Below are 22,566 nucleotides of genomic sequence, written 5' to 3'. Positions count from 1 at the left end.
ACATTTGGCAGATCAACATTTTTAACTCTTAACTCTTAACTTTTAATTCATAACTCCTTTATGTCCGCAATCAACCTTTTCACGTCCGAGGAACAGCAGCAGATCATTCAGGCGATTCGGTCGGCTGAACTGGAAACGTCGGGCGAAATTCGGGTCCATCTCGAACTGCATTGCCCAACACCGGACGTCATCGAAAGGGCGGTGCAGGTTTTCCGGCAATTGAGCATGGACCAGACCGCCCAGCGCAACGGGGTTCTGTTTTATCTGGCGACGGAAGACCACAAGTTTGCCGTGTTGGGTGATGAAGGGATCGACAAGGTAGTACCCAACGACTTCTGGGTAACCACCAAAGACATTATGCGTGAAAATTTTCGCGCCGGTCGGTTTACGCAAGGGTTCTGTCTGGGAATTGAACGGGCAGGACAGCAGTTACGACAATACTTTCCTCGTCTGGACAATGACTCTAACGAGCTTTCCGACGAAATTTCACACTAAATGAAACTTCCCTTCGTCACATATCGCTTTGCAATACCGGTTCGAATTCTGTTGATGCTTCTGCTGGCCGTGGTTTCTTTTCGGGCCTACGCCCAGGACGATGTCATTCCGCCCCGACCCAATCCACCGCGTCTGGTCAATGATTTTGTGGGGATTCTGAAAGCGGACGAACGGGCAAGACTGGAGGAAAAGCTACGGGTTTACAACGACTCGACCTCGACCCAGATCGTCATCGTCATTGCCAAAACCACCGAACCCTACCCGATTGGCGACTACAGTTTTCAGATCGGTCGCAAGTGGGGAGTGGGGCAGAAAGGGCAGAACAATGGCTTGGTAATGACCTGGGTACCATCAACCCGCAAGGTATTTATTGCCACGGGTTACGGCCTGGAAGGGGCGATTCCGGATGCCATCGCCAAGCGGATTGTCAGCCAGATTATTGTCCCGCGTTTCAAAAGCGAACAGTGGTACGCCGGTTTGGACGAAGCGACCGACGAAATCATTCGCCGGGCCAGTGGCGAATACAAAGCCGATCCTGCGGACGACGGCGGGGGCGGTGACGGCATCCTCTTCTTCATCATCATTTTCGTCGTGATCATCGTCATCATCTGGATCAGCCGGAACCGGGGCGGGGGTGGCAGCAACCGAAACCGGGGCGGGGGCTTCTTTCCCGTTCCTTTCCCGACCTCCACGTTCTCCGGCTGGGGCAGTTCGTCCGGCAATTGGGGTGGCGGAGGAGGTGGTGGCAGCAGTTTCGGCGGCTTCGGGGGCGGCAGCTTCGGCGGGGGCGGTGCTGGCGGGGATTACTGAGTTAAGAATTAAGAGTGATGAGTTATCTGATAGACAGTTTAACTCTTCACTCATCACTCTTAATTATTAACTAACTTTCCATCAATCAAAAACCGCTTCTGATCCAGCCACGCCAGTTGCTGAAATCCTTCCAGGTGGTAGCGTTTGACCGCGCCGTTTTCGCTTTCCAGCCAGACGTTCCGTTCGGATTCATAGAGGGAGTTCTTGGTTCGCAAGGTCGCTTTGATCAGTCGGGGTTGGCGGGTGGCCGAGTCCAGTTCGATGCGCAGAACCTGAACGGGGAGCTTTTCACCCGGTTTCAGGACGTATTCATATGTGAGCGAATCCGGGCGGTTTTTCAGATAACTGGCCTGATACGCCTGCTTGTTGATGTCGGCTTGCAGAAACAAATCGAGTTCGCGGCTCCAGTCAATGTCTTTTGTCGTTTGCTGCTCTTTCTCATCGCCAAAACCAGCCTGTTTCAAAACCGTTGGCTGCTGGCTTTTTAACTGACTGATCTGCTGTTCGATATACGATTTCAGATCGTAATACGTCCCGGCGGGGGCTTCTTTGGTGGGATTGCTGCAAGCGGCTAACGCCAGAATAAAAACAAGTCCGTAACTAAATTTCATCATCATAAAAAATACCCCCTGACTTTCCAATCAGGGGGAGTGTAATGGTCGTTAGTTGGCGAACACCAACCCAAGCCGAAAAGTTTGTCTATTCCGCTATCAAACTATGGCCTGTCATGACATCGGGTTGCGCGATGCCCATCAGGTGCAGAATCGTCGGGGCAATATCTGCCAGAACGCCGTTGTTCAGTTTCGGATGAAAGTCGTTATCGACCAGAATACACGGAACCGGGTTGGTAGTGTGGGCCGTATTGGGTGAACCATCTTCGTTGATCATAAAATCGGCGTTGCCATGGTCAGCAATCACAATGGTCGTATAACCGTGGGCCAAGGCCGTGGTGATCACTGCCTGAGCACACTGATCGACGGTTTCGGCGGCTTTCACAACCGCTGAAAAAACGCCCGTATGGCCTACCATATCGGTATTGGCAAAATTCAGACAGACAAAATCAACCTGCTCCCGTTCCAGTTCCGGAATAATGGCGTCGCGGATGTCCATGGCACTCATCTCCGGTTTCAGATCGTAGGTCGCGACTTTAGGCGATGGGCACAACAGACGGCTTTCGCCCTCGAAGACATCCTCCCGACCACCGGAAAAAAAGAACGTCACGTGCGGGTATTTCTCGGTTTCAGCAATCCGAATCTGTTTTTTACCCGCTTTCGAAACCACCTCCCCGAGCGTATTTGTCAGATTATCTTTGTCGTAAATGACCTTTACGCCCACAAACTCGTTGTCGTAATTGGTCAGCGTGACGTAATACAGGTTCAGTTTTTTCATGTCCTGCTCCGGATAATCCCGCTGACTAAGCGCCAGCGTAATTTCGCGGCCCCGATCGGTACGAAAATTGAAGCAAAGCACCACATCGCCATCCTGAATCGTAGCCAGCGGACTTCCGTCGGGATTTGTCACGATAATGGGTTTGATAAACTCGTCCGTTACCCCTTCTTCATACGATTTATGAATCGCCGACAATTCCCCGCCCACTTCGCAGGTTTCGTTCCCAATGCCCTTCACCATCGCGTCGTAGGCCAATTTGACCCGTTCCCAGCGGTTATCCCGGTCCATTGCAAAATACCGTCCGGTGATGGTGGCAATCTGCCCCGTAGTCGTTTTCAGATGCGCTTCCAGATCAGCCAGAAAACCGTAGCCGCTTTTCGGATCTGTATCCCGACCATCGGTAAAGGCATGGATAAACACATCCGTTAGGCCTTGCTCGTGCGCTACGGTACAAAGCCCTTTCAGGTGTTCGATGTGGGAGTGAACCCCACCGTTGGAAACCAGACCGATAAAATGGACTTTCTTGCCGTTGGTTTTGGCGTAATTCAGGGCGTCCAGCAAAACCGGCTCTTTGTCCAGCGTATTTTGCTCAACGGCTAAATTGATTTTTACCAAATCCTGATATACAATTCGCCCCGCACCGAGGTTCATGTGTCCCACTTCGGAGTTGCCCATCTGACCCGCCGGCAAACCGACCGCCAGACCCGAAGCCTCCAACTGGCTGTGTGAATACTTCGTATACAACGAATCCACGAAGGGCGTATTGGCCGCATCAATCGCCGAAACATCGATCTTTCGGGCAATTCCCCAGCCGTCCAGAATCATTAATATGACTTTCTTATTCATAATTCGAAATTAACAACATTAGCGGCAAAAGACGCTATTCTCAGGTTAAAGATGACTTAAAATGGCTGGATGGTTGAAGAATGGTTAAAATGGTTTGACGGCTGAAAATGGCTAAATGGTTGCAAAGTGGCAAGCCTGCTCAAATTAACCATTCAACCATTTTTAACCATTTAGCCATTTTCAGCCGTCAAACCTCAAACGTACCCAAACCGGCAATATACGCTTTACTGCCGTCGGTAACCCAGGCATCCAGTTGAGCCGGATCTTTCATTTGTTGCCCGCGCATCCGCGGAACGGCAATGTAGCCGCATTGAACATCGGCCAATGCCGACATATCACTCCATAATTTCTCGATCTGCGCCACCGGATAAATATCCTCCTGACCGTGTCCCCAGCGGTATTTGACGTCTTTGGTGGTAACATAGGTCGGAATCCGGTGAGCGACGCTCCGAACGGCTTTGGCCAACCGGGCTTCGTCGCCGTCCTGCAAATCCTGCCGCGTCAGACCAAACAGCGCCAGCAACGGATCGATCTGAATCCAGGTCGTCATCGAGTTGTAATAACTGAGATTCAATTCGTCTTCCTCGCGGGGTTGCGCCAGTCCTTCCAGCAACCGAAGGTTTCCGTTGACCCGCGCCAGTCCTCCCCCCCGATCCTCGATCCGGCGGGGAACCACCTCGAACGTCAGCACATTGCCCGATTCCAGGTGATGCCCCAGTGCCGCCGGGTTCACATCCGCGCCCAGCGTATCGATGTTGTGCAACATGATGGTTTCCAACTGCGGGTGCTCGGCCAGCAAGCGCGCCAAGGTTCCGTTGCGGAGCAAATTGGACACTTCATACCAGTGACCCAGGGGCGAAAAACGCTGAGCCGCAATGTTATCGACGTAATCCGAGCCTTCGCCTTTCGATTTGGCCCAGCCAATCATCGTTTGGCGAACGGCATCACGTACTTTCTGCTTGTTTTCGTCGAGCGTTTCCTGCGGCATTTCTTCCCACATAAACCGCAAATCGCGTTCCATTGGCACAAACCGCTGCCCAATCGAACGGCCCGGCGACAGATAGGTGGTACCTGAATAGCCAAAATTGCCGGTTTGTGCCAGCGTCTGCCGAATCGGTTCGTGGGTCAGGTAACTGGTGGCGATCAGATGGGGAATCAGGCCACCATAGGTTTCGGCCACTTTGCGGGTTTTCGCCAAATGGATTTCCAGAAAACTCCGGTGTCGGCCTTCGATTTCCACAAACGGATTCAGGGCTTTGATCACCCCGGCGCCTTTCGTCCACCGACTGCCCACGCCCGCTGCCAGACTCAAAACCGCCACTTTTCCATCGCGAATGGCCGCTTCACCGGTTTTGGTTTCTGCTGTCAGTTCATCAAGTTGAACGATGTCACCCGGTTGTACATCTTCAATGGTCGTCTCAGCCGCTAACCGATTGCGTGACAGACCAATGCGGCCTTTTTGCAAATCTTCCCGAATTTCCTCGTGCTGGATGTAATCGAAACCGTTTTCTTTCTTGATCCGGTCCGCCTTTTCGTTTTCAGCACTGCGGTTGCTCTGCGAAGTCGGGTCTGACACCTTGAACAGGTTGCTGATAATCGTTCGCAGAAGCGGATAGGCGAGGTTATTTTTCTCGCAATAGGTTGTAAACAAATCGATTTCCGCCCGTCGGGTATACGAAATCGAAGCGGGGTCTTTCCGAACCAGTTCCGACACGTGAATACCGTAATACTGTTCCGGCATCAGGGCTTCGGTTCCGGCCTGCAAGGTTGCCCAGGTTCCTTTGTCATTGATGCTCCAGTTGTAGACCACCGGTTCCATCGCAAACGGCAGCGAAGCCGACAATTCCGCTTTCGTTTTCCGGAGAATGTCCAGCACCTTCATTTTGTAGTCTTCGTACCCCACCGGATTGACAAACATGCCCATGCCGCCCCCGGACATCCCGCCCAACATCAAAAAACCGTAGTAGTCGTCGCCAAAGGCGGTTTTTGCTTTGGAAATGATTTGTTCGGTAAAATAAGTAGACGCCCATGGAATGATGGTTTTGATCGGACCTTCCCAGTTTTGGGCAGTATTGGCACCCAATTTCCGAATGTCTCCTTCTTTGATAGCCGCCAGAATGTTATCGAAAACCTGATTGGTTTGCTGCCGGGCGTTCCATTCATTGTCGCCCCGGAGCAGGTATTTTTCGGTCACCATTTCCAGAATCGGGCCAACGTTGGAAGCCATCCCGCCGTGCATCAGCACCAGCGATTTCATGATCTTCTCGCCCATTTCAGGGTGAATTTCGTCACCCTGCAAGACCCGGTGCCGCGGCAATAGGGTCCCGCGACTGATGCCGGATTCGGGATCGCCTTCCTGCGCAAACGTACCCTGAATGGCTTTGATACCGGGCCAGACTCCGCCCGAATCCTGCCAGCCTCCACCCGAACCACCGATCCATTCGCCCAGAATGGCCCGCGAAGCCACCAGCCGTCGTTCGCTTTCTTCCAAACCGCCTTCCAGCTTCTTCGTCTGACCCGTCGCCCGCATGAGCAGACTGATGATCGAACCTAACAGGTTGGTCGAAACCGCAAACCGGGAGCCTTTCGGAATGTCGTTTACTTTGGTCACCAGCTCGATGCCCATACCCGGCGCGACAATCCGGGATAGAATATCGGGTAAAGACTGATTCGTATTTTCGAACGAAGGCGGAATGAGTCCGGAGGCAATGACCCCGGCTTTTACCAGGCTCAGGTAATCATTTCCGAAATTGAACAAATCGGCGAGATCGGCAATGTCTTTCGTGGTGTTTAAGTCGATGCTCGTCAGGCGTAGAACCGGGTCCGGTATCACGCGAACGTAGCAGTTCAGCGGGGGGCGAATGTCGGCATCACGGCCAAAAACGCCTAGATCAATTGATATATTGACCACGCGGGCACCTTCCGGATAATCCATTCCGAGGAAGAAAATATCCGACCAACCGCTGTGGGTCAAGTCCATCCGTACGGACGTCTGTTCGTGCAGAATGGGATAAAAGAGCGAATTCTCCGGGCGTTTCAGCAAAGTCGGGTGAATCCGGATCGGGTGTTCTTCGCGGTGGCCGACCCGAAACATCCACTGGTTTCCTTTGCTGGAACGTACGCTTTTCCGAACCTGCCCCGCCAGAATCTGGAACGATAGATGGTGGTAGCTTTCGGCCAGCGCGCTGAACAAAGCCGCATTGGGTCCCTGCTTATCCAGTTCGTGCAAAAAGGTAGCAATAGCCTGCTCGAACCGGCGGGCCAGCAAATCCTCAAAACCGGCGTACGGCACTTTCCCGGTTGTTGGCGTTTCGGGCGTTTCCATCAGGAAAAACCGGAAGCCCGCATACAGGAACAGAATGGCTCTTACTTTATCGTATAAACTCGGTGTCGATTTCCGAAATTCATCGAGCTCCCGCAACAGGCCCAGCAACTCTTTCCCCGACAACCGGCGACTTATTTCGTAAAAAGAACGGTTGCGTTTGGCGGGATCTGTCGATGTAATCGTCTCTATAAAAACGTTCATATATCAGACAGTTCTGCTGTTTGCTTCAGCCAGTAATTCCACCATTGTCGACAGGATTTCGCTGTGGGCCTCGCCCGCTAATCCCAACGCAATCTGCGCGCGTAACAGCCCGTGTTTCCGGCTTAAATCGTAGCGATTCCCTTTTACTTCCAGCGCCAGATAGTTTTCGGTTTCGGCCAGTTCCTGAAGGGCAGGCGTCAACAGAATGTTGGTGCTGTTCTGGTCGATGTATTTCTGTAAAATGGAGAAAATAGCGGGGGTAAAGACGTGCATTCCGAAGAAGCACAGGTAATAGCCAGCCCGTAAACCCGGAGTCTGGAGTTCGAGTTCGGCCACACTCAGGGGTGGTTTTTCAATGATTTTCTCAATCTGATAGACACCCGAGCGATTGGCAGCCTGTTTGCCCGTAAGCGTCCCATAGCGGCCAATCTGGTGTTCGATGGTCGGATTGACGGCCGAAACCGAGCAGTTTTCCTGCGAAGCCAGTTCCAGCAATTGGGCCGCGCAGCTTTTCAATTTGAGATTGGAAACATAAAGATAATCTCCCAAAAGCAGCAGAAAGGGCTCGTCATTCACAAAATCCTTAGCACAATAGACGGCATGGCCATAGCCCAGCGGTTCCTTTTGTTCGGCAAACTGAACCCGATCCAGCAAATGATCGATTTTCTCGGCTTCTTTCTTCGCCCAGTCGACGCCCTTGAATGAATTGAAAAGATTATCCCGCAGGGAAGCAAAAGCTTTAAGATAGCGGTCGCCGTCACCGGGCGCACAAACCACGCACAATTCTTCAATTCCGCTGGCAAACGCTTCTTCAGCAATAATCTGGATCACCGGTTTGTGCAGGCCGTCGGTATCGATCACCGGAAGCATGGCTTTCTGAATGGTATCCGCAACCGGATAGAGCCGTTCTCCACGGGCGGCCGCCGTAATCACCGCTTTTTTAATTCTCATCATTTACGAAGCTAATTTTAGATGGTATATCGTTGAGTAGTTAGAATAGCCGTTCACAAACGGGTTCAATCTAAAGAAAATTAGCAGACTAAAAACCATACGGTTTGTCAGACCTATTTTATTGAAATTTTTTCTTTATTTCATAAAACTATCCGTACCTCCGGGGGAGATTATCAAGTGCATTATTTCTTTTTTGCTCCCGTTGCAGATGGTTGCAGTGCGTGTTGCTCCACCAGGTAATTCAGCAAATTTTCGCAGCAACGGGACACAATCTGATAGACTTGTTCAAAAACTACAGCGTCTTCGTAATAAGGGTCGGGGACACTCAGCCCATTCGGCCCGGAATCCGGCTGGGGATCAAATTCGCGCAGTAAAACCGTGTTTTCTTCGCTGTAAAGTCCGGTACTCCGGTGGCTGAAATACTGAATGGCGTCATAATTCGCTTCGTCCATGGCCACGAGGTAATCGAACTGCGACAAATCCTCACCCGACAGCTTGCGGGCGCGGTGAGTCAGTTTAATGCCGTGTTCGAGCGCATTTTCACGGGTCCGGCGGTCGGGCAGGTCGCCAATGTGGTAGGAAGATGTGCCGGCCGAGTCGCATTGAATCGACGCTTCCAGGCCCCGTTCTTTGATCAACTGCTGAAAGACGCCTTCCGCCACCGGCGACCGGCAAATGTTTCCCAGACAGACAAAGAGAACGTTTATCATACGAATGAACTAGGAAGGATGAACGCTGGAGAGCCGCCCGTGCCGAGATTCATCCTTATTTTTCGATGGGTTCATTTTTCTCATTGACCAGCACATAAACATCCTCATTGGGCTTTTTCATGAGGTAGTTTTCGCGGGCGTATTTCTCCTGCAAACGGGGATTACCCAGAATGGACTGGCGCTGAATTTCTACTTCCTCGATTTTTTCGTCGTAATAGACCAGATCCGTCTCCAGATCGCCCAATTTCAGGCTGTTGCGAACCTGAGAAATGATGTCGTTGGCATCAAAAAACAGCATCCAGATTAACAATCCCACACCCGTTGCGAAATAGAAGTTTTTGACGACTCGGAGGATTTTGGTCAGCATGGGATGTCGGAATAAAAGCCCCCAACTCCTAAAGGAGTTGGGGGTAAGAATGATTACATTTTAATGCCCGGGAAATACGCGATTTCGCCCAGTTCCTCTTCAATGCGGAGCAACTGGTTGTATTTCGCCATCCGATCGGAGCGGGACGCCGAACCGGTTTTGATCTGACCCGTATTCAGGGCCACGGCCAAATCGGCAATCGTTGCATCTTCGGTTTCGCCGGAACGGTGCGACATGATGTTTTTATACGAATTGCGTTTCGCCAGATTAACCGTATTGATGGTTTCTGTCAGCGAACCGATCTGGTTTACTTTCACCAGAACGGCGTTGGCAATTCCCTGATCGATGCCCTGTTGCAAACGCGTAACGTTTGTCACAAACAAGTCATCCCCAACGAGTTGAGTCTTCTTCCCGATCAGTTCGGTTTGTTCTTTCCAGCCACTCCAGTCGTCTTCAGCCATACCGTCTTCGATGGAGATGATCGGATATTTGTCAACCCATTCTTTCCAGTAGTTTGCCATTTCGGACGAACTGAGTTTGTCGCCGGTCGATTTTTTGAAGTGGTACGTTCCGGATTCGGCATCGTAGAACTCCGACGCAGCGGCATCCATCGCGATGTAAATATCCTGACCGGCGCGATACCCGGCTTTATCGATGGCCTGCAGAATGATCTGGATAGCCTCTTCGTTTGATGGAATGTTGGGAGCAAAACCGCCTTCGTCGCCCACATTGGTCGACATGCCTTTGCTCTTCAGTACTTTTTTCAGCGAGTGGAACACTTCCGTTCCCCAACGCAGGGCTTCCGAGAAGGTCGGCGCACCAACTGGCATCACCATAAATTCCTGAAAGTCGATGGAGTTATCCGCATGACTACCGCCGTTCAGAATATTCATCATCGGTACGGGCAGCGTGTTGGCGTTGACCCCGCCAATGTAGCGGTACAGCGGCAAACCGGCTTCCTGAGCAGCGGCTTTGGCAATCGCCATCGAAACGCCCAGAATGGCATTGGCACCCAGACGACCTTTGTTCGACGTACCATCCAGTTCAATCATAATCCGGTCGATCATGCTCTGATCGAACACCGACGATCCTACCAGTTCCGGGAAGATCAGTTCATTAACGTTCTGAACCGCTCTCAATACGCCTTTGCCGACGTACCGCTTCGGATCATCGTCGCGCAATTCGACGGCTTCGTGTGAACCGGTCGAGGCACCCGATGGAACGGCCGCACGGCCCAAAAAACCGTTTTCGGTACGAACATCGACTTCCACCGTCGGATTGCCTCTCGAATCCAGAATCTGTCTGGCATGAATGGACTGAATAATACTCATTGTGTCTGAAAAAGTTAGTTAGTATTCTGTAAACGAAAAGGAACAAGTGCGCAAAAAATTCCCTGGGGATTCTTGAATGACACTGTTACCATTTGCTAACAATCGGTTATAGCACGATTTTTGCCATACAAAGTAAGTGATTTTTTCGGTTTGTAGGGAATGCCCGATGAATTAAGCCATTCGGTATTACGCAATTATTACCCGACGATTTGACCATCCGGCCCACGTATTCGTGGTGTCTCAGCGGGAAATGAGGTATGCAGATTTTTATGACGCCCCTACGGAACCCACGGGTCTTGCTGCTGGTGTTTTATTTGAGTAGCCAAACCCTGGTTGGTCTGGCTCAGAAAAACCGTGTCTACACGGCCCAGGCCGGCGTCATGGATCTTTCTTCCTACTCCTATGGTGCTTCAGAACCCGTATCTCTCGTGGGCGACTGGTTTTTTAAATGGAACCAATTTGTCGATTCAGCCCGCGTCGCCACGAGCCAAACCCTGATACCGGTGCCCGGAAACTGGCATTCGTATACCGGCAGTTCCACCTTGTTTCCCCAGGATTTGGGCCACTGCACCTACGGGTTGCGGATTATCCTTCCCGATTCAGGAAAAGTATGGTCGTTGCGCCTTCCGCCAATCCGAACCGCCTATACCCTTTACGTCAATGGTCAGTTGGTGACCCAGACCGGCCAGGTGGCAACCGACCGGACCATGAAACCGGAGATCAACGCCAAAATCGTCTCATTTCTGGTTGCGGGCAAAGAAGCGTTCCTGCTGTTGCACGTTTCCAACTATTTTTTTGCCTATGGGGGCATCTGGAAAAGCCTGGAATTGGGTAATCCGGCGGTCATTTCACAAAGCCGGGAACGAAGCCTGCTGATTTCTTCCTTCATCGTTGGCGCCCTTTTAATCATTGGGCTGTATCACTTCGTGCTCTATGCGCTTCGCCGAAAAGACCGGGCACCCTTGCTGTTTGGCATCCTCTGTGTACTGGCCGCATTTCGGGAGAATTTCAATTCGGAAAGTCTGTTTTTCCTGGTTTTTCCCGAAGCGGACTGGGTGCTGGCCAACAAAGCACTCTATAGTGCCTTTCCAATTGGGATCATCGGCATCACGCTCTACCTGCAATGCCTGTTTCCGGGTGCCATTTCGGCCCTGGCCCGAAAAAGCATTTTTGTGCTGAACCTGGGTTTTCTGGCGCTGGTGCTGCTCACACCGCCCCCGGTCTACGCGGCCTGGGGTACCCTGATCAGCCCCCTCGCTACGGTTGAATGCGGTTATTTTTTCTGGATTGCCTTTCAGGCCGCCCGACAGAAGAAAGAAGGCGGTTTTATCCTTTTTTGTGATATGATCCTGCTGACGGCCTGTGCAATCAACGACACCCTGTACCAGGCCGGTCTCATTCACACCTATTTCCTGCTTTCCAGTGCCGTCGTCATTTTCACCCTCTGTCAGTCGTTGTTGCTGGCGATCCGTTTTTCTACGGCTTTTAAGCGAACGGAAGCATTGACGGTTGAACTGAAAACGGCCAACCAGCTCATCGAGCAAATGGCCCTGAAACGGCAGGAAGCCGACCGGCGCAAGGAGGTTGAAGAAGTGAAAAACCGTTTTTTTTCCAACATTACCCATGAATTCCGGACGCCACTCACGCTGATTATCTCCCCCATTGAGCAACTGCTGCCCCCGCCGGGGAAAGGGTTTTCCGTTGAAAATTCCGTTCTCCAAAATACGCTGACGACCATCCACCGCAATGCGCGTCAATTGCTTCAACTGATCAATCAATTGCTGGATCTGTCAAAACTGGAATCTGGCAGTCTGACCATCCAGGAATCACAGGGCGATGTGGTTCATTTCCTGAATGATCTCGTTAATTCATTCCGGATAACTGCCGAAACCAAACGGATTCAGTTGACGTACCAACCCGGCCCTCTTCCGGACCAACTGCTGTTCGATGACGACAAATGGGGGAAAATTAGCTATAATCTGCTTTCGAACGCCTTGAAATATACGCCCGGTGGAGGCTCGGTGGAAGTCAAATTAAGTGCGGAGCCGATGCAGGCGGCTGGCTACCTCATCTTGCGGTTGTCGGTTTCCGACACCGGAACCGGTATTGCGCCAGACCAGATTCCCCACATTTTTGATCGCTTTTATCAGATCGACGACTCCCGGACCCGCTCTTTTGGCGGAACCGGCATCGGGTTGGCTCTCGTAAAAGAATTGACGGATCTGCTCAATGGCACGGTCAGGGTGGAAAGCGAGGTCGGCAAAGGCACCACAGTGACCGTCGAGTGTCCCGTTCGTCTTCCCTTTGCCGAGCATCCAACGCTGAACCCAATCACATCTCAGACGCTTTGGCCAGAAATACCGCCCCCGTTTGTTACTCCATTGCCCGACAAAACCGCTTCCATCAATGAAACGCTCCCGCTCATCCTGGTCGTGGAAGATAACCCGGCCCTGCGCCATCTGATTGCAGCCGGACTTTCCAATACCTACCGGGTCATTACGGCGGCCAACGGGCAGGAAGGATGGCAATTCTGCCAGGCCGAATTGCCCGATCTGGTGCTGAGCGACATCATGATGCCGGAAATGGACGGGCTTCAACTTTGTCGGCTTATCAAGCAAACTCCCCAAACGGGCCACATTGCCGTTATTCTGCTGACCGCCAAAACCGCTTCCGAAAGCAAACTCGAAGGTCTGTCGGTGGGTGCCAACGATTATCTAACCAAACCCTTCGATCAACGGGAATTGCAGCTCCGGGTGGCTAACCTGCTCCACTACCAATCGACGTTGCGCAAATTTTACAACCTCCAGTTCAGCAAACCCCAAACGACTGCGCTACCAGCCTACGAAAACGCTTTCCTAAGTCAACTCTACCAGGCCCTCGAAAAGCACATCGACGATGCCAAACTATCGGTCGATGACCTTGCCCTGGAAGTGTCGATGAGTTCCCGAACCCTCAATCGCAAACTGACGACCATGCTGGGCATGACGGTCAGTGAATTCATCCGTAATTACCGACTTCGCAAAGCCGCCGATTTGCTAAAAGCTGGCTATCCGGTTTCTGAAACCGCCTATATGGTTGGTTTCGAGAGCCCTTCCTATTTTGGTCAATGCTTCAAGGATCTCTTCACCTTATCCCCCTCGGAATACATTCGGAGTGTATTGTCTGAAAATTGAGTGTAATTGTCCGAAAATTGCGAGTCTGTTTGTGGCAAAATCATGAATATTGCAGACTACTATTTTCTCTGTTCTGATCATGCATTTGTGTACGAGCCATCCACCAATGGCTCGTACATGCCATTTTTTTTCTTTCTATATGGAGCATTTATTCGCTGAATCGAACACATGGGATATAGGCATCGATCCATCCCTGGACATCCCTTCCGAGGAAACCTACCAGCGTTATCTAGTCAATTTGTATTACCAGACCATCGAATACCAAAATTATTCGGCCCGGTTTTCGCCCAAGCGGACGGCTAAAATTCAGTGGTTTTCAACCGATATTGCCCTGGCTTAAAGATAGCTCCAGATCGGGCTCCGGCTCTGGTTTTTGATTCGACCATAGGCTTTGCAAAGCGGATACATAACCAGTACGACCAGAATCCACACGCCATAGGTCAGCCCCAGCGACAACCCATGATCGGGCATTACACCCGCCGTTTTGTTCTGAAAGTTAATAGACGACCACGGAATACCATCTGACATCAGAAGCAAAACGGACAGAACGTGGATCAGCAAAAAGTGAACCAGGAAGTAAAAGAAGGGGACACGTCCGTAAACGATAAAAAAATTCATCCAGGTAGCCCGTTTGCCCTCCAGCCAACTTAATAGCAACAGTGCCGGTCCCAACGTAATGAGGGTAAAAAGCAGCGACGGCGGGTATTTCGTGATGTTGATAAAAGAAAACAGGGTAAACAGGGGCGTTTTCTGTACGGCCCACGGTACAGGATCACCGTAGCGATTCAGGGCGCGAATCAACACAAAAATCGTGATCGCACCCATTCCAATCCATCTGAGCATCCGGCTGCGCTTCGCCGGTTCGACATCCGGGCTGAATAATTCCCCCAGGCAATAGCCCAGAATGAGAATCCCAATCCACGGCAACACCGGATACATCGTAATGGCAATCCGGCCCGCGCCTAAAGGAATCGCATTGGGCCTGTGCAGCATTGACCAGAGGGTGTCCAGGGCCGTTCCGGGTTGAAAAGAAACGCCGTCCGTTGCATTATGCCCAAACAAAATCAGCAGGCCAATCGCTAAAACAAGCCTTTGCGGCAAAAATAGCAGCCCACTCAAAACCACCATGCCAACACCCGTTGCCCAAATCACCTCCAGGGCGGTTACGGAAAACGTGATATCAAACCATATAATCAGGTTGACGACGGTTATGTCCGCGAACATCAGCCAGACGCCACGCGTCAGCAGAAAAACGCTCAATTCCGATTTTGTCTTTTTCCGGCTCATGAGATAAGCCGACGTTCCGGCCAGAAAGACAAAGGTTGGCGCACAGAAATGCGTTACCCAGCGCGTCAGAAATAAGCTGGGCGTAGTGGTATTTAAATCCGTGGCGTTGTAAAAAAAGCCGTTGAGGTGGATAAAATCCCGCGTATGATCCAGAGCCATAATGACCATCACGATACCCCGCACCGTATCGATGCTCAGGATGCGGGCTGCTACACGATTCAGAGGCAGGGTGGCCGTAACTGACATAGGATGAATGGCTTAATTTGCGCACAAGTTAGTTTTATGCGTAAACAGGAGCAATACACCGCCGACAATAGGCATAAAAAAACCGGCCAATGACCGGTTTTTCATTCTTATCGTGCTTCAACTTCGATCAGCTTCACAAACTCATCGAATAAATACCGGGAGTCGTGAGGGCCCGGCGAAGCTTCCGGGTGATACTGCACCGAGAAGGCCGGGCGGTCTTTCCGACGAATCCCTTCGATCGTTTTATCGTTCAGGTTGATGTGCGTCAGCTCAATATCCCGGTTTTCCATCACCTCATCCGCCCGCACGGCGAAACCGTGATTTTGGGACGTTACTTCACACAGGCCCGTTATCAGGTTTTTGACGGGATGATTCAAACCCCGGTGGCCATTGTGCATTTTGTAGGTCGTAATGCCACTGGCCAGCGACAGAATCTGGTGTCCGAGGCAAATGCCGAACAACGGTTTATCGGTTTCCAGCGCCTGCTTTACGGTTTGAACGGCGTATGGCATTGCAGCGGGGTCGCCGGGTCCGTTGGAAATAAAATAACCGTCCGGGTTCCAGGCATTGATTTCTTCAAAAGGCGTTTTGGCCGGAAAAACCCGGCAGTGCGCCCCCCGGCTTGCCAGGTTGTTCAAAATACTTTTCTTGATTCCCAGATCCAACACCGCTACTTTAAAGTCAGCCTGGCTCGTATCACCTACTTCGTAGATCTTTTGGGTACTCACTTCCGACGAAAGCTCCAGGCCTTCCATGTCCGGAATCTGGTGCAGACGATCGAGCAGAATGGCAGGGTCCAGAATTTCGGACGAGATAATGCAGTTCATGACGCCTTTGTCGCGAATGTGCCTCACCACCTGACGGGTATCTATTCCGCTGATTCCGACAATGTTAGCCCGTTCAAAATACTCCTGCAAGGAGGTATCAGCCGTATGCCGTGAATGAATCTGCGAAAAGAAATTACAGACCATTCCCCGGATCTTTACAGTTCCGGATTCCTCCTCGTCATGGTATTGCACACCATAGTTGCCAATGTGTGAAGTCGTGTTAACAATCACCTGACCGTAATACGAGGGATCCGTATAAATCTCCTGATAGCCGGTCATGCCCGTGTTGAAGCATATTTCGCCACCTGCCGTCCCGATTTTGCCGAGAGCCGTTCCCCTAAACACGGAACCATCTTTCAAAACCAGTAAAGCATCTGGTTGCTGAACCTGTTTCATGAATTACGTTGGAGTTTTTGAGTTAAAAAAAAGGGTTAACCCGTTACGGTTAACCCTCTATTTGGTATTTGAGTTCGCTCTTCACAATGATTAATTAGCTGGGTCGACCGCCGTTCAATTCATCCTGCAGGGTCTTCAACTCGTCGAATTTGCCATCGCGGGCCAGAGCAGCCTGTTGTGGCCATGTTTCCGGCGTGTGTGAAGCAAATTGAGATCCGGCGTTGTCAAGGATTTCCTTGATGGCTTCCGGTGTCATATCGGCTACCTGGGCGAACGTTGTCACACCGGCGTTAGCCAGCACTTCAGCGATCTTCGGGCCAACGCCTTCGATCAGAGCCAGATCATCAGCGGCAGCTTCCGGGGCTGCTTCGACGGCGGGAGCGGTTTCGGTTTTTGCTTCAGCTACCGGTGCGGCTGCAACGGTTTCGTCGGCTTTCCGGCCACCCCGACGACCACGACGGGTCCGGGTTGCTTTTTGCTCGTCAACGGCAGTCAACATCGTTTCGTTGAAGTCTACCAGTTCGATGATGCAAGTTTCGGCGTTGTCACCCAACCGGTTTCCCAGTTTGATGATGCGGGTGTAGCCGCCCGGTCGATTCGAGATTTTGTCAGATACGACGTTGAACAGTTCTTTCATCGTCTCCTTGTTCTGGAGGTACGAGAAAACAACCCGGCGGTTCTGGTACGAATCGTCTTTGGCGCGGGTCAGCAGGGGTTCAACGTATTTCCGCAGTTCTTTCGCTTTGGCAACCGTCGTCTCGATGCGCTTGCTCAGAATCAGCGAGGATGCCATGTTCGACAGCATTGCCGTCCGGTGTGAATGGGTCCTGCTAAGGTGATTATTTTTTTTACCGTGTCTCATGGTATCAGTCCTCGTCTAATCTGTATTTGGTAATGTCCATGCCGAAAGTCAGGTTCTTTTCGGCCACCAACTGTTCCAATTCAGTCAGCGACTTCTTACCGAAGTTTCTAAATTTCATCATATCTGAAATCTCCAGTTTCACCAGATCGCCCAGTGATTTTACATCGGCAGATTTCAAGCAATTGTAGGCCCGTACGGACAAATCAAGATCAGCCAGCGGAGTTTTCAACAATTTCCGCATGTGCAGCATCTCTTCGTCAACCACGTTATCTTCTTCTGCTTTCGCGGTTTCAAACGTCATCGTTTGATCGGAGAAGAGCATGAAGTGTTGAATCAGAATGGTAGCTGCGCCTTTCAGGGCTTCTTCCGGGTGAATGGAACCGTCGGTTTCGATGTCCAGCAATAACCGTTCGTAGTCGGTTTTTTGCTCAACCCGCGTGTTTTCAACGCTGTAACGAACGTTCTTGATCGGCGTGTAAATGGCGTCGATCGGAATGTGTCCGAAAGGCAGTTCGTTGGCACGTGGTTCGTCGGCCGGCACATATCCCCGGCCTTTCTCCACGTGAATTTCCATTTCCAGTTCACGCGTATCGTCGATGTGACAGATTTCCAGTTCAGGATTCAGTACTTCAAACGACGCGCTAAATTTTGATATGTCGCCGGCTTTTAACACCGACTGATTTTTGATCGTAACGGTAATTTTGTTGTCGACCATGTCCGAAACTTTCTTAAACCGAACCATTTTCAGGTTCAGGATAATTTCGGTAACATCTTCAACGACGCCTTCTATGGATGAGAACTCGTGCAGTACGCCAGGGAATCGTACGCTGGCAATGGCATAGCCTTCCAGCGATGACAGCAGAATTCTCCGCAACGCATTCCCTATGGTCACGCCATAGCCCTTTTCGAGTGGCTTGAACTCAAACAACCCGTGAAAGTCGTCAGCTCGCTCCATGACAACTTTATCGGGCATTTGGAACGCTAATATTGACATACGAATTTGTTTTTAACCGTTCAACTAATGAAATGCAGTGTACAGTTTTCGGTATACGGTTTACGCAGGGTAGCGGGTTCGGTTACTTTGCAATCCAACTGAAAACCGAAAACCGTATACCGAAAACCAAAACTGTTACTTAGAATACAATTCAACCACCAGTTGCTCATTCACGTTCTCAGGAATCTGATCGCGTTCCGGGTAGGTAGTAAACACACCCTGCAACTGTTGTTGATCCCATTCCAACCAGTTGTAGCGCTTCGGATTCCGGGCCGACAGGCTGGTTGTCACGGCTTCAAGTGACTTCGATTTCTCACGAATGCTGATCAGTTGACCGGGTTTCAATGAGTAAGAAGCTATATTAACCACTTCGCCGTCAACGGCAATGTGTTTGTGAGAGACTAATTGGCGGGCAGCCCGGCGGGTTGGAGCAATGCCTAGACGGTAAACCGTGTTGTCCAGACGTGCTTCGCAAAGTTTCAGCAGGTTTTCACCGGTGATGCCTTGTTTAACAACGGCCCGGTGGAACAAGCCCCGGAACTGACGTTCCAGAATACCGTAGATGTATTTTACTTTTTGTTTTTCCTGCAACTGAACAGCATATTCCGACTGTTTCCGTTTCCGACCGCGTCCGTGTTGTCCGGGAGCGTAGGCTTTCTTTTGCAGGGCTTTGCTGGGGCCGAGAATCGGCTCACCAAACTTGCGGGAAATCTTGGCCTTGGGGCCTGTGTATCTTGCCATTTGTACTGAGAATGAATAACGAAAAACGATGAACAGACACAACCCAATGTCGCCTGCCCGTATTCATTAAGTGAAGCGGGTTGCTTAAAGCAATCCGCAGAATTGAAAGTAATGCTTAAACGCGACGGCGTTTCGGAGGGCGGCAGCCGTTGTGTGGCAGTGGCGTAATGTCTTTGATGGACATCACTTCAATACCAGTGTTCTGGATCGTCCGGATGGCGGATTCACGACCGGAACCGGGACCTTTTACGAACACTTCTGCCTTGCGCATTCCCAAATCGTGGGCTACGGTAGCACAGTTCTGAGCGGCAGTCTGAGCAGCATACGGCGTGTTTTTCTTGGAGCCTTTGAAGCCCATTTTACCTGCCGATGCCCACGAGATTACCTGTCCCGAGCTATTCGTAATGGAAATGATAATGTTATTGAACGAAGCCCGGATGTGTACCTGACCAACGGGTTCAACTACTACTACCCGTTTTTTCGCTTTGTCTTTGCGTTTTGCCTGAGCCATTTCTAGTTGATCGTTTAACGTTTAACGTCTAAGGTTTAAAGCATTTTGCGAAAAACCTTAAACGTTAAACCCCAAACCTTAAACTCATTATTTAGTTGCTTTCTTCTTATTTGCTACCGTCTTACGCTTACCTTTCCGCGTGCGGGAGTTGTTTTTCGTGTGCTGGCCACGAACCGGCAGGCCTTTCCGGTGACGCAGACCCCGGTAGCAACCAATGTCCATCAATCGCTTGATGTTCAACTGGACTTCCGATTTCAGTGCCCCTTCAACCTTGTGTTCTGCGCTGATGATGGTCCGGATGGCATTCGACTCTTCGTCGTTCCACTCGCTCACCTTTTTATCAACAGATACACCTGCTTTATTCAGAATTCTCTGCGCTGAGCTACGGCCAATGCCAAAAATGTAAGTCAACGAAATTTCACCGCGTTTCCGGTCGGGAATATCAACCCCTGCAATACGTGCCATATTCAGTGATTAACCTTGTCTTTGTTTATACCTAGGATTCTTCTTATTGATCACGTAAAGCTTCCCCTTCCGGCGGATCACCTTACAATCAACACTGCGCTTTTTAATCGACGCCTTGACTTTCATGGTTTTACTCTCCGTTTTACGGTTTGCAGTCTTCGGTTTTCAGTTTTCAGTTATTGCTGCACAATGTCAGCCCACCGTAAACCATACCCCTAAACTTTAAACCTTATTTATACCGATAAACAATTCGTGCTTTGGACAGGTCATACGGCGACATTTCCAATTTCACCCGGTCGCCGGGCAGAATCTTAATGTAATTCATCCGCATTTTCCCGGAAATATGAGCAACTACTTCATGCTTGTTTTCGAGTTGTACCCGAAACATGGCATTGGAGAGTGCTTCTACAATGGTACCGTCTTGTTCGATGGATGTCTGTTTTGCCATTCCTTACGCTATGGTCACTTCGTTGACTTCAATCATTAAGCTGGTATTGGCCGTTACCTCTTCAATATACTGGAACGTCGTCAGAATTTCCGGTTTCCCTTTCCGAATCGCGACCGAGTGTTCGTAATGGGCAGACGGTTTTCGGTCGGCGGTTCGGATGGTCCAGCCATCTCTTTCCTGAACAATGCTTTTCTTGCCAAGATTTACCATCGGCTCGATGGCCAGAACCATGCCTTCTTTCAGCTTGACACCCTGTCCACGTTTGCCGTAATTCGGCACTTCCGGGCTTTCGTGGAGACTCTTTCCGAGTCCATGACCCACTAACTCCCGAACCACTGAATAGCCAAACTTCTCCACATGACTCTGCACCGCATACCCAATGTCGCCAATCCGATTCCCTTCCGTTGCTTTTTCAATACCGCAATACAGTGATTGCTTGGTACGGATCAGCAGGTCACGAACTTCCTGGCTAATTTCTCCAATGGGATAAGTATAAGCACTATCACTATGGTATCCGTTCAGTTTTACGCCACAATCGATCGAAATAATATCACCTTCTTTCAGTTCGTACTTACTCGGAAAACCGTGTACGACCGTCTCATTGACCGAAATACACAAAGCAGCCGGGAAGTTGTTGAATCCTTTGAAAGAAGGAATACCACCGTTGTCGCGAATATACTCCTCAGCCACGCGATCCAGTTCTTTTGTAGTCACGCCCGGACGAATCCGTTTGGCTACTTCGGCATGTGCTTTGCCAAGAACCTGTCCGCTGATTTTCATCAGCTCAATTTCGGCGTCTGATTTCAGATAAATCATTTTGTTAAGCCGTTATGCTCTCCGTACGACCCGTTACACGTCCTGATTGCATCAGGCCTTCGTAACGACGCATCAGAAGATAACTTTCAACCTGCTGCAAGGTATCCAGCACCACGCCCACCATAATCAACAGCGACGTACCGCCGAAAAACTGCGAGAAGTTGCGAGTCATTCCCAGCAAAGACGCAACAGCCGGCAAAATCGCTACAATAGCCAGCATCAGCGCTCCCGGTAACGTAATCCGGTCCAAAACCTGACCGATGTATTCAGAAGTCATAAAACCGGGTTTAACACCGGGAATAAAACCTCCGCTCCGTTTCATGTCATCGGCAATCTGATTCGGGTTAACCGAAATCGCCGTGTAGAAAAACGTAAAGACGATAATCAGAACGGCGAACAACACGTTATACTGCCACGAGGTATAATCGGCGAAAACCGTTTGTACCGAACCGGCCAAATCACTCTTCTCCGCAAACAACGAAGCAACCAGCGATGGAACGAACATCAGTGCCTGGGCAAAAATGATCGGCATGACACCGGCGGCATTCAACTTCAGGGGAAGATACTGACGTTGACCGCCCACTACCTTGTTCCCAACAACCTGCTTGGCATACTGAATCGGAATCCGGCGAACCGCCTGTGTCAGTACAACCGCCCCCATTACTACAAAGAACAGAGCAACGATTTCAAGGACGAACAGTAAAGCTCCTCCTGATCCGCGGGACAAAGCTTCTCCGTATACGGCACCCGGAAACCGCGACACAATACCGATCATGATCAGCATCGAAATCCCGTTCCCGATTCCCTTATCGGTGATGCGCTCACCCAGCCACATGCAAAAAATGGTACCGGCCGTCAAAACAACAACAGACACAATATTGAATGTGGCCTTGTTGATCATGATGGCTTCGCCCGGAATGGTCGTCGTCAAATACGTAATCGCCTGAGCCGCCGTCACGAAAATGGTCAGGATACGGGTAATCTGATTCAACCGCTTCCGACCCGACTCCCCTTCTTTCTGCATTTTCTGAAAGTAAGGCAGGGCCAGGGTCAAAAGCTGAATGGCAATCGATGCCGAGATGTACGGCATGATTCCCAAAGCAAAAATGGATGCTTTGCTGAAGGCTCCACCCGAAAACGTTTCCAACAACCCCAGGAGTCCCTGCGGATTGAGGTTTAATTTCGTCGGATCGATCCCTGGCAATACAATTTGAGACCCTAGTCTAAAAACCGTCACAAACAACAACGTGTTGAGAATGCGGGTTCTCAGTTCCTCGATCGAAAAGATATTCTGAAGGGTCGTGATGAATCGTTTCATTAGTGTATCAAGCTGCTCGTCCGAAAAAAGTCACCAAATTTACGAAGAAATATTGGC

Annotated in this window: 22 protein-coding genes; 4 read left to right on the top strand and 18 right to left on the bottom strand. The window is 50.6% G+C overall.

The window, feature by feature from the left end; all coding sequences use genetic code 11:
* Positions 1–60 precede the first annotated feature (60 nt).
* Together ACS5NO_RS00910 and ACS5NO_RS00905 are read left to right on the top strand one after the other, a co-directional pair.
* Positions 61–495 (top strand): TPM domain-containing protein, encoded by a 435-nt coding sequence (locus ACS5NO_RS00910; RefSeq protein WP_439413427.1) that lies wholly within the window; start codon positions 61–63, stop codon positions 493–495.
* A complete protein-coding gene (locus ACS5NO_RS00905) occupies positions 496–1,305 on the top strand; it encodes a TPM domain-containing protein (protein WP_439413426.1) in 810 nt (269 codons plus the stop codon). It begins immediately after the preceding gene.
* Positions 1,306–1,364: 59 nt separating this feature from the next.
* On the opposite strand, the gene ACS5NO_RS00900 is transcribed toward ACS5NO_RS00905, so the two are convergent.
* From ACS5NO_RS00900 to eno, 7 genes are all read right to left on the bottom strand, one after another.
* The gene (locus ACS5NO_RS00900; RefSeq protein WP_439413425.1) at positions 1,365–1,916 is read right to left on the bottom strand and encodes a hypothetical protein; all 552 of its coding nucleotides are present in this window, start codon (positions 1,914–1,916) and stop codon (positions 1,365–1,367) included.
* Positions 1,917–2,004: 88 nt separating this feature from the next.
* Entirely contained in the window at positions 2,005–3,540 is a 1,536-nt protein-coding gene (gene gpmI / locus ACS5NO_RS00895) for a 2,3-bisphosphoglycerate-independent phosphoglycerate mutase (RefSeq protein ID WP_439413424.1), read from the bottom strand.
* A gap of 187 nt (positions 3,541–3,727) precedes the next feature.
* On the bottom strand, positions 3,728–7,066 hold the full coding sequence (locus ACS5NO_RS00890; RefSeq protein WP_439413423.1) for a UTP--glucose-1-phosphate uridylyltransferase: 3,339 nt from the start codon (positions 7,064–7,066) through the stop codon (positions 3,728–3,730).
* Between the two features lie 3 nt (positions 7,067–7,069).
* Positions 7,070–8,020 (bottom strand): UTP--glucose-1-phosphate uridylyltransferase, encoded by a 951-nt coding sequence (locus ACS5NO_RS00885; RefSeq protein ID WP_439413422.1) that lies wholly within the window; start codon positions 8,018–8,020, stop codon positions 7,070–7,072.
* Positions 8,021–8,199: 179 nt separating this feature from the next.
* On the bottom strand, positions 8,200–8,727 hold the full coding sequence (locus ACS5NO_RS00880) for a low molecular weight protein-tyrosine-phosphatase (RefSeq protein WP_439413421.1): 528 nt from the start codon (positions 8,725–8,727) through the stop codon (positions 8,200–8,202).
* A 55-nt stretch (positions 8,728–8,782) separates the two neighbouring features.
* Positions 8,783–9,094, bottom strand: a complete 312-nt coding sequence (locus tag ACS5NO_RS00875) for an FtsB family cell division protein (RefSeq protein ID WP_150877036.1) — start codon at positions 9,092–9,094, stop codon at positions 8,783–8,785.
* A gap of 53 nt (positions 9,095–9,147) precedes the next feature.
* Positions 9,148–10,425, bottom strand: a complete 1,278-nt coding sequence (eno, locus tag ACS5NO_RS00870) for a phosphopyruvate hydratase (protein ID WP_114406359.1) — start codon at positions 10,423–10,425, stop codon at positions 9,148–9,150.
* 269 nt (positions 10,426–10,694) lie between these two features.
* Between eno and ACS5NO_RS00865 the strand changes: the two genes are divergently transcribed.
* Both ACS5NO_RS00865 and ACS5NO_RS00860 read left to right on the top strand, forming a co-directional pair.
* Positions 10,695–13,598, top strand: coding sequence for an ATP-binding protein (locus tag ACS5NO_RS00865; protein WP_439413420.1), 2,904 nt, complete (start codon positions 10,695–10,697; stop codon positions 13,596–13,598).
* 139 nt (positions 13,599–13,737) lie between these two features.
* Entirely contained in the window at positions 13,738–13,938 is a 201-nt protein-coding gene (locus tag ACS5NO_RS00860; protein WP_439413419.1) for a hypothetical protein, read from the top strand.
* Here the strand turns inward: ACS5NO_RS00860 and ACS5NO_RS00855 are convergent.
* The 11 genes from ACS5NO_RS00855 to secY all read right to left on the bottom strand — a co-directional run bounded on the left by ACS5NO_RS00855 (position 13,935) and on the right by secY (position 22,509).
* Complete coding sequence (locus ACS5NO_RS00855; protein ID WP_439413418.1) at positions 13,935–15,131, bottom strand: acetyltransferase domain-containing protein; 1,197 nt, start codon at positions 15,129–15,131, stop codon at positions 13,935–13,937. The genes ACS5NO_RS00860 and ACS5NO_RS00855 overlap by 4 nt on opposite strands.
* A gap of 107 nt (positions 15,132–15,238) precedes the next feature.
* Positions 15,239–16,354 (bottom strand): glutamine-hydrolyzing carbamoyl-phosphate synthase small subunit, encoded by a 1,116-nt coding sequence (gene carA / locus ACS5NO_RS00850; protein WP_439413417.1) that lies wholly within the window; start codon positions 16,352–16,354, stop codon positions 15,239–15,241.
* A 94-nt stretch (positions 16,355–16,448) separates the two neighbouring features.
* Positions 16,449–17,216, bottom strand: coding sequence for a 50S ribosomal protein L17 (gene rplQ, locus ACS5NO_RS00845; RefSeq protein WP_439413416.1), 768 nt, complete (start codon positions 17,214–17,216; stop codon positions 16,449–16,451).
* A gap of 4 nt (positions 17,217–17,220) precedes the next feature.
* Positions 17,221–18,210 (bottom strand): DNA-directed RNA polymerase subunit alpha, encoded by a 990-nt coding sequence (locus ACS5NO_RS00840; protein ID WP_114406365.1) that lies wholly within the window; start codon positions 18,208–18,210, stop codon positions 17,221–17,223.
* 135 nt (positions 18,211–18,345) lie between these two features.
* Complete coding sequence (rpsD, locus tag ACS5NO_RS00835) at positions 18,346–18,951, bottom strand: 30S ribosomal protein S4 (protein WP_114406366.1); 606 nt, start codon at positions 18,949–18,951, stop codon at positions 18,346–18,348.
* 115 nt (positions 18,952–19,066) lie between these two features.
* The gene (gene rpsK, locus ACS5NO_RS00830) at positions 19,067–19,462 is read right to left on the bottom strand and encodes a 30S ribosomal protein S11 (protein WP_114406367.1); all 396 of its coding nucleotides are present in this window, start codon (positions 19,460–19,462) and stop codon (positions 19,067–19,069) included.
* An 87-nt stretch (positions 19,463–19,549) separates the two neighbouring features.
* On the bottom strand, positions 19,550–19,927 hold the full coding sequence (gene rpsM, locus ACS5NO_RS00825; protein ID WP_114406368.1) for a 30S ribosomal protein S13: 378 nt from the start codon (positions 19,925–19,927) through the stop codon (positions 19,550–19,552).
* Positions 19,928–19,936: 9 nt separating this feature from the next.
* Complete coding sequence (rpmJ, locus tag ACS5NO_RS00820) at positions 19,937–20,053, bottom strand: 50S ribosomal protein L36 (RefSeq protein ID WP_091512700.1); 117 nt, start codon at positions 20,051–20,053, stop codon at positions 19,937–19,939.
* Positions 20,054–20,156: 103 nt separating this feature from the next.
* Positions 20,157–20,375: a translation initiation factor IF-1 gene (gene infA, locus ACS5NO_RS00815; RefSeq protein WP_114406369.1), complete on the bottom strand. Its 219-nt coding sequence runs from the start codon at positions 20,373–20,375 to the stop codon at positions 20,157–20,159.
* Between the two features lie 3 nt (positions 20,376–20,378).
* The gene (gene map, locus ACS5NO_RS00810) at positions 20,379–21,191 is read right to left on the bottom strand and encodes a type I methionyl aminopeptidase (protein WP_439413415.1); all 813 of its coding nucleotides are present in this window, start codon (positions 21,189–21,191) and stop codon (positions 20,379–20,381) included.
* A gap of 4 nt (positions 21,192–21,195) precedes the next feature.
* Positions 21,196–22,509, bottom strand: a complete 1,314-nt coding sequence (gene secY, locus ACS5NO_RS00805) for a preprotein translocase subunit SecY (RefSeq protein ID WP_138993100.1) — start codon at positions 22,507–22,509, stop codon at positions 21,196–21,198.
* Between the last annotated feature and the right edge of the window lie 57 nt (positions 22,510–22,566).

It is taken from the genome of Larkinella fluvii, assembly GCF_051857545.1.
Classification (GTDB): domain Bacteria; phylum Bacteroidota; class Bacteroidia; order Cytophagales; family Spirosomataceae; genus Larkinella.
The sequence above is the reverse complement of the archived record's forward strand: the minus strand, read 5'-3'. Positions and strand labels throughout refer to the sequence as shown.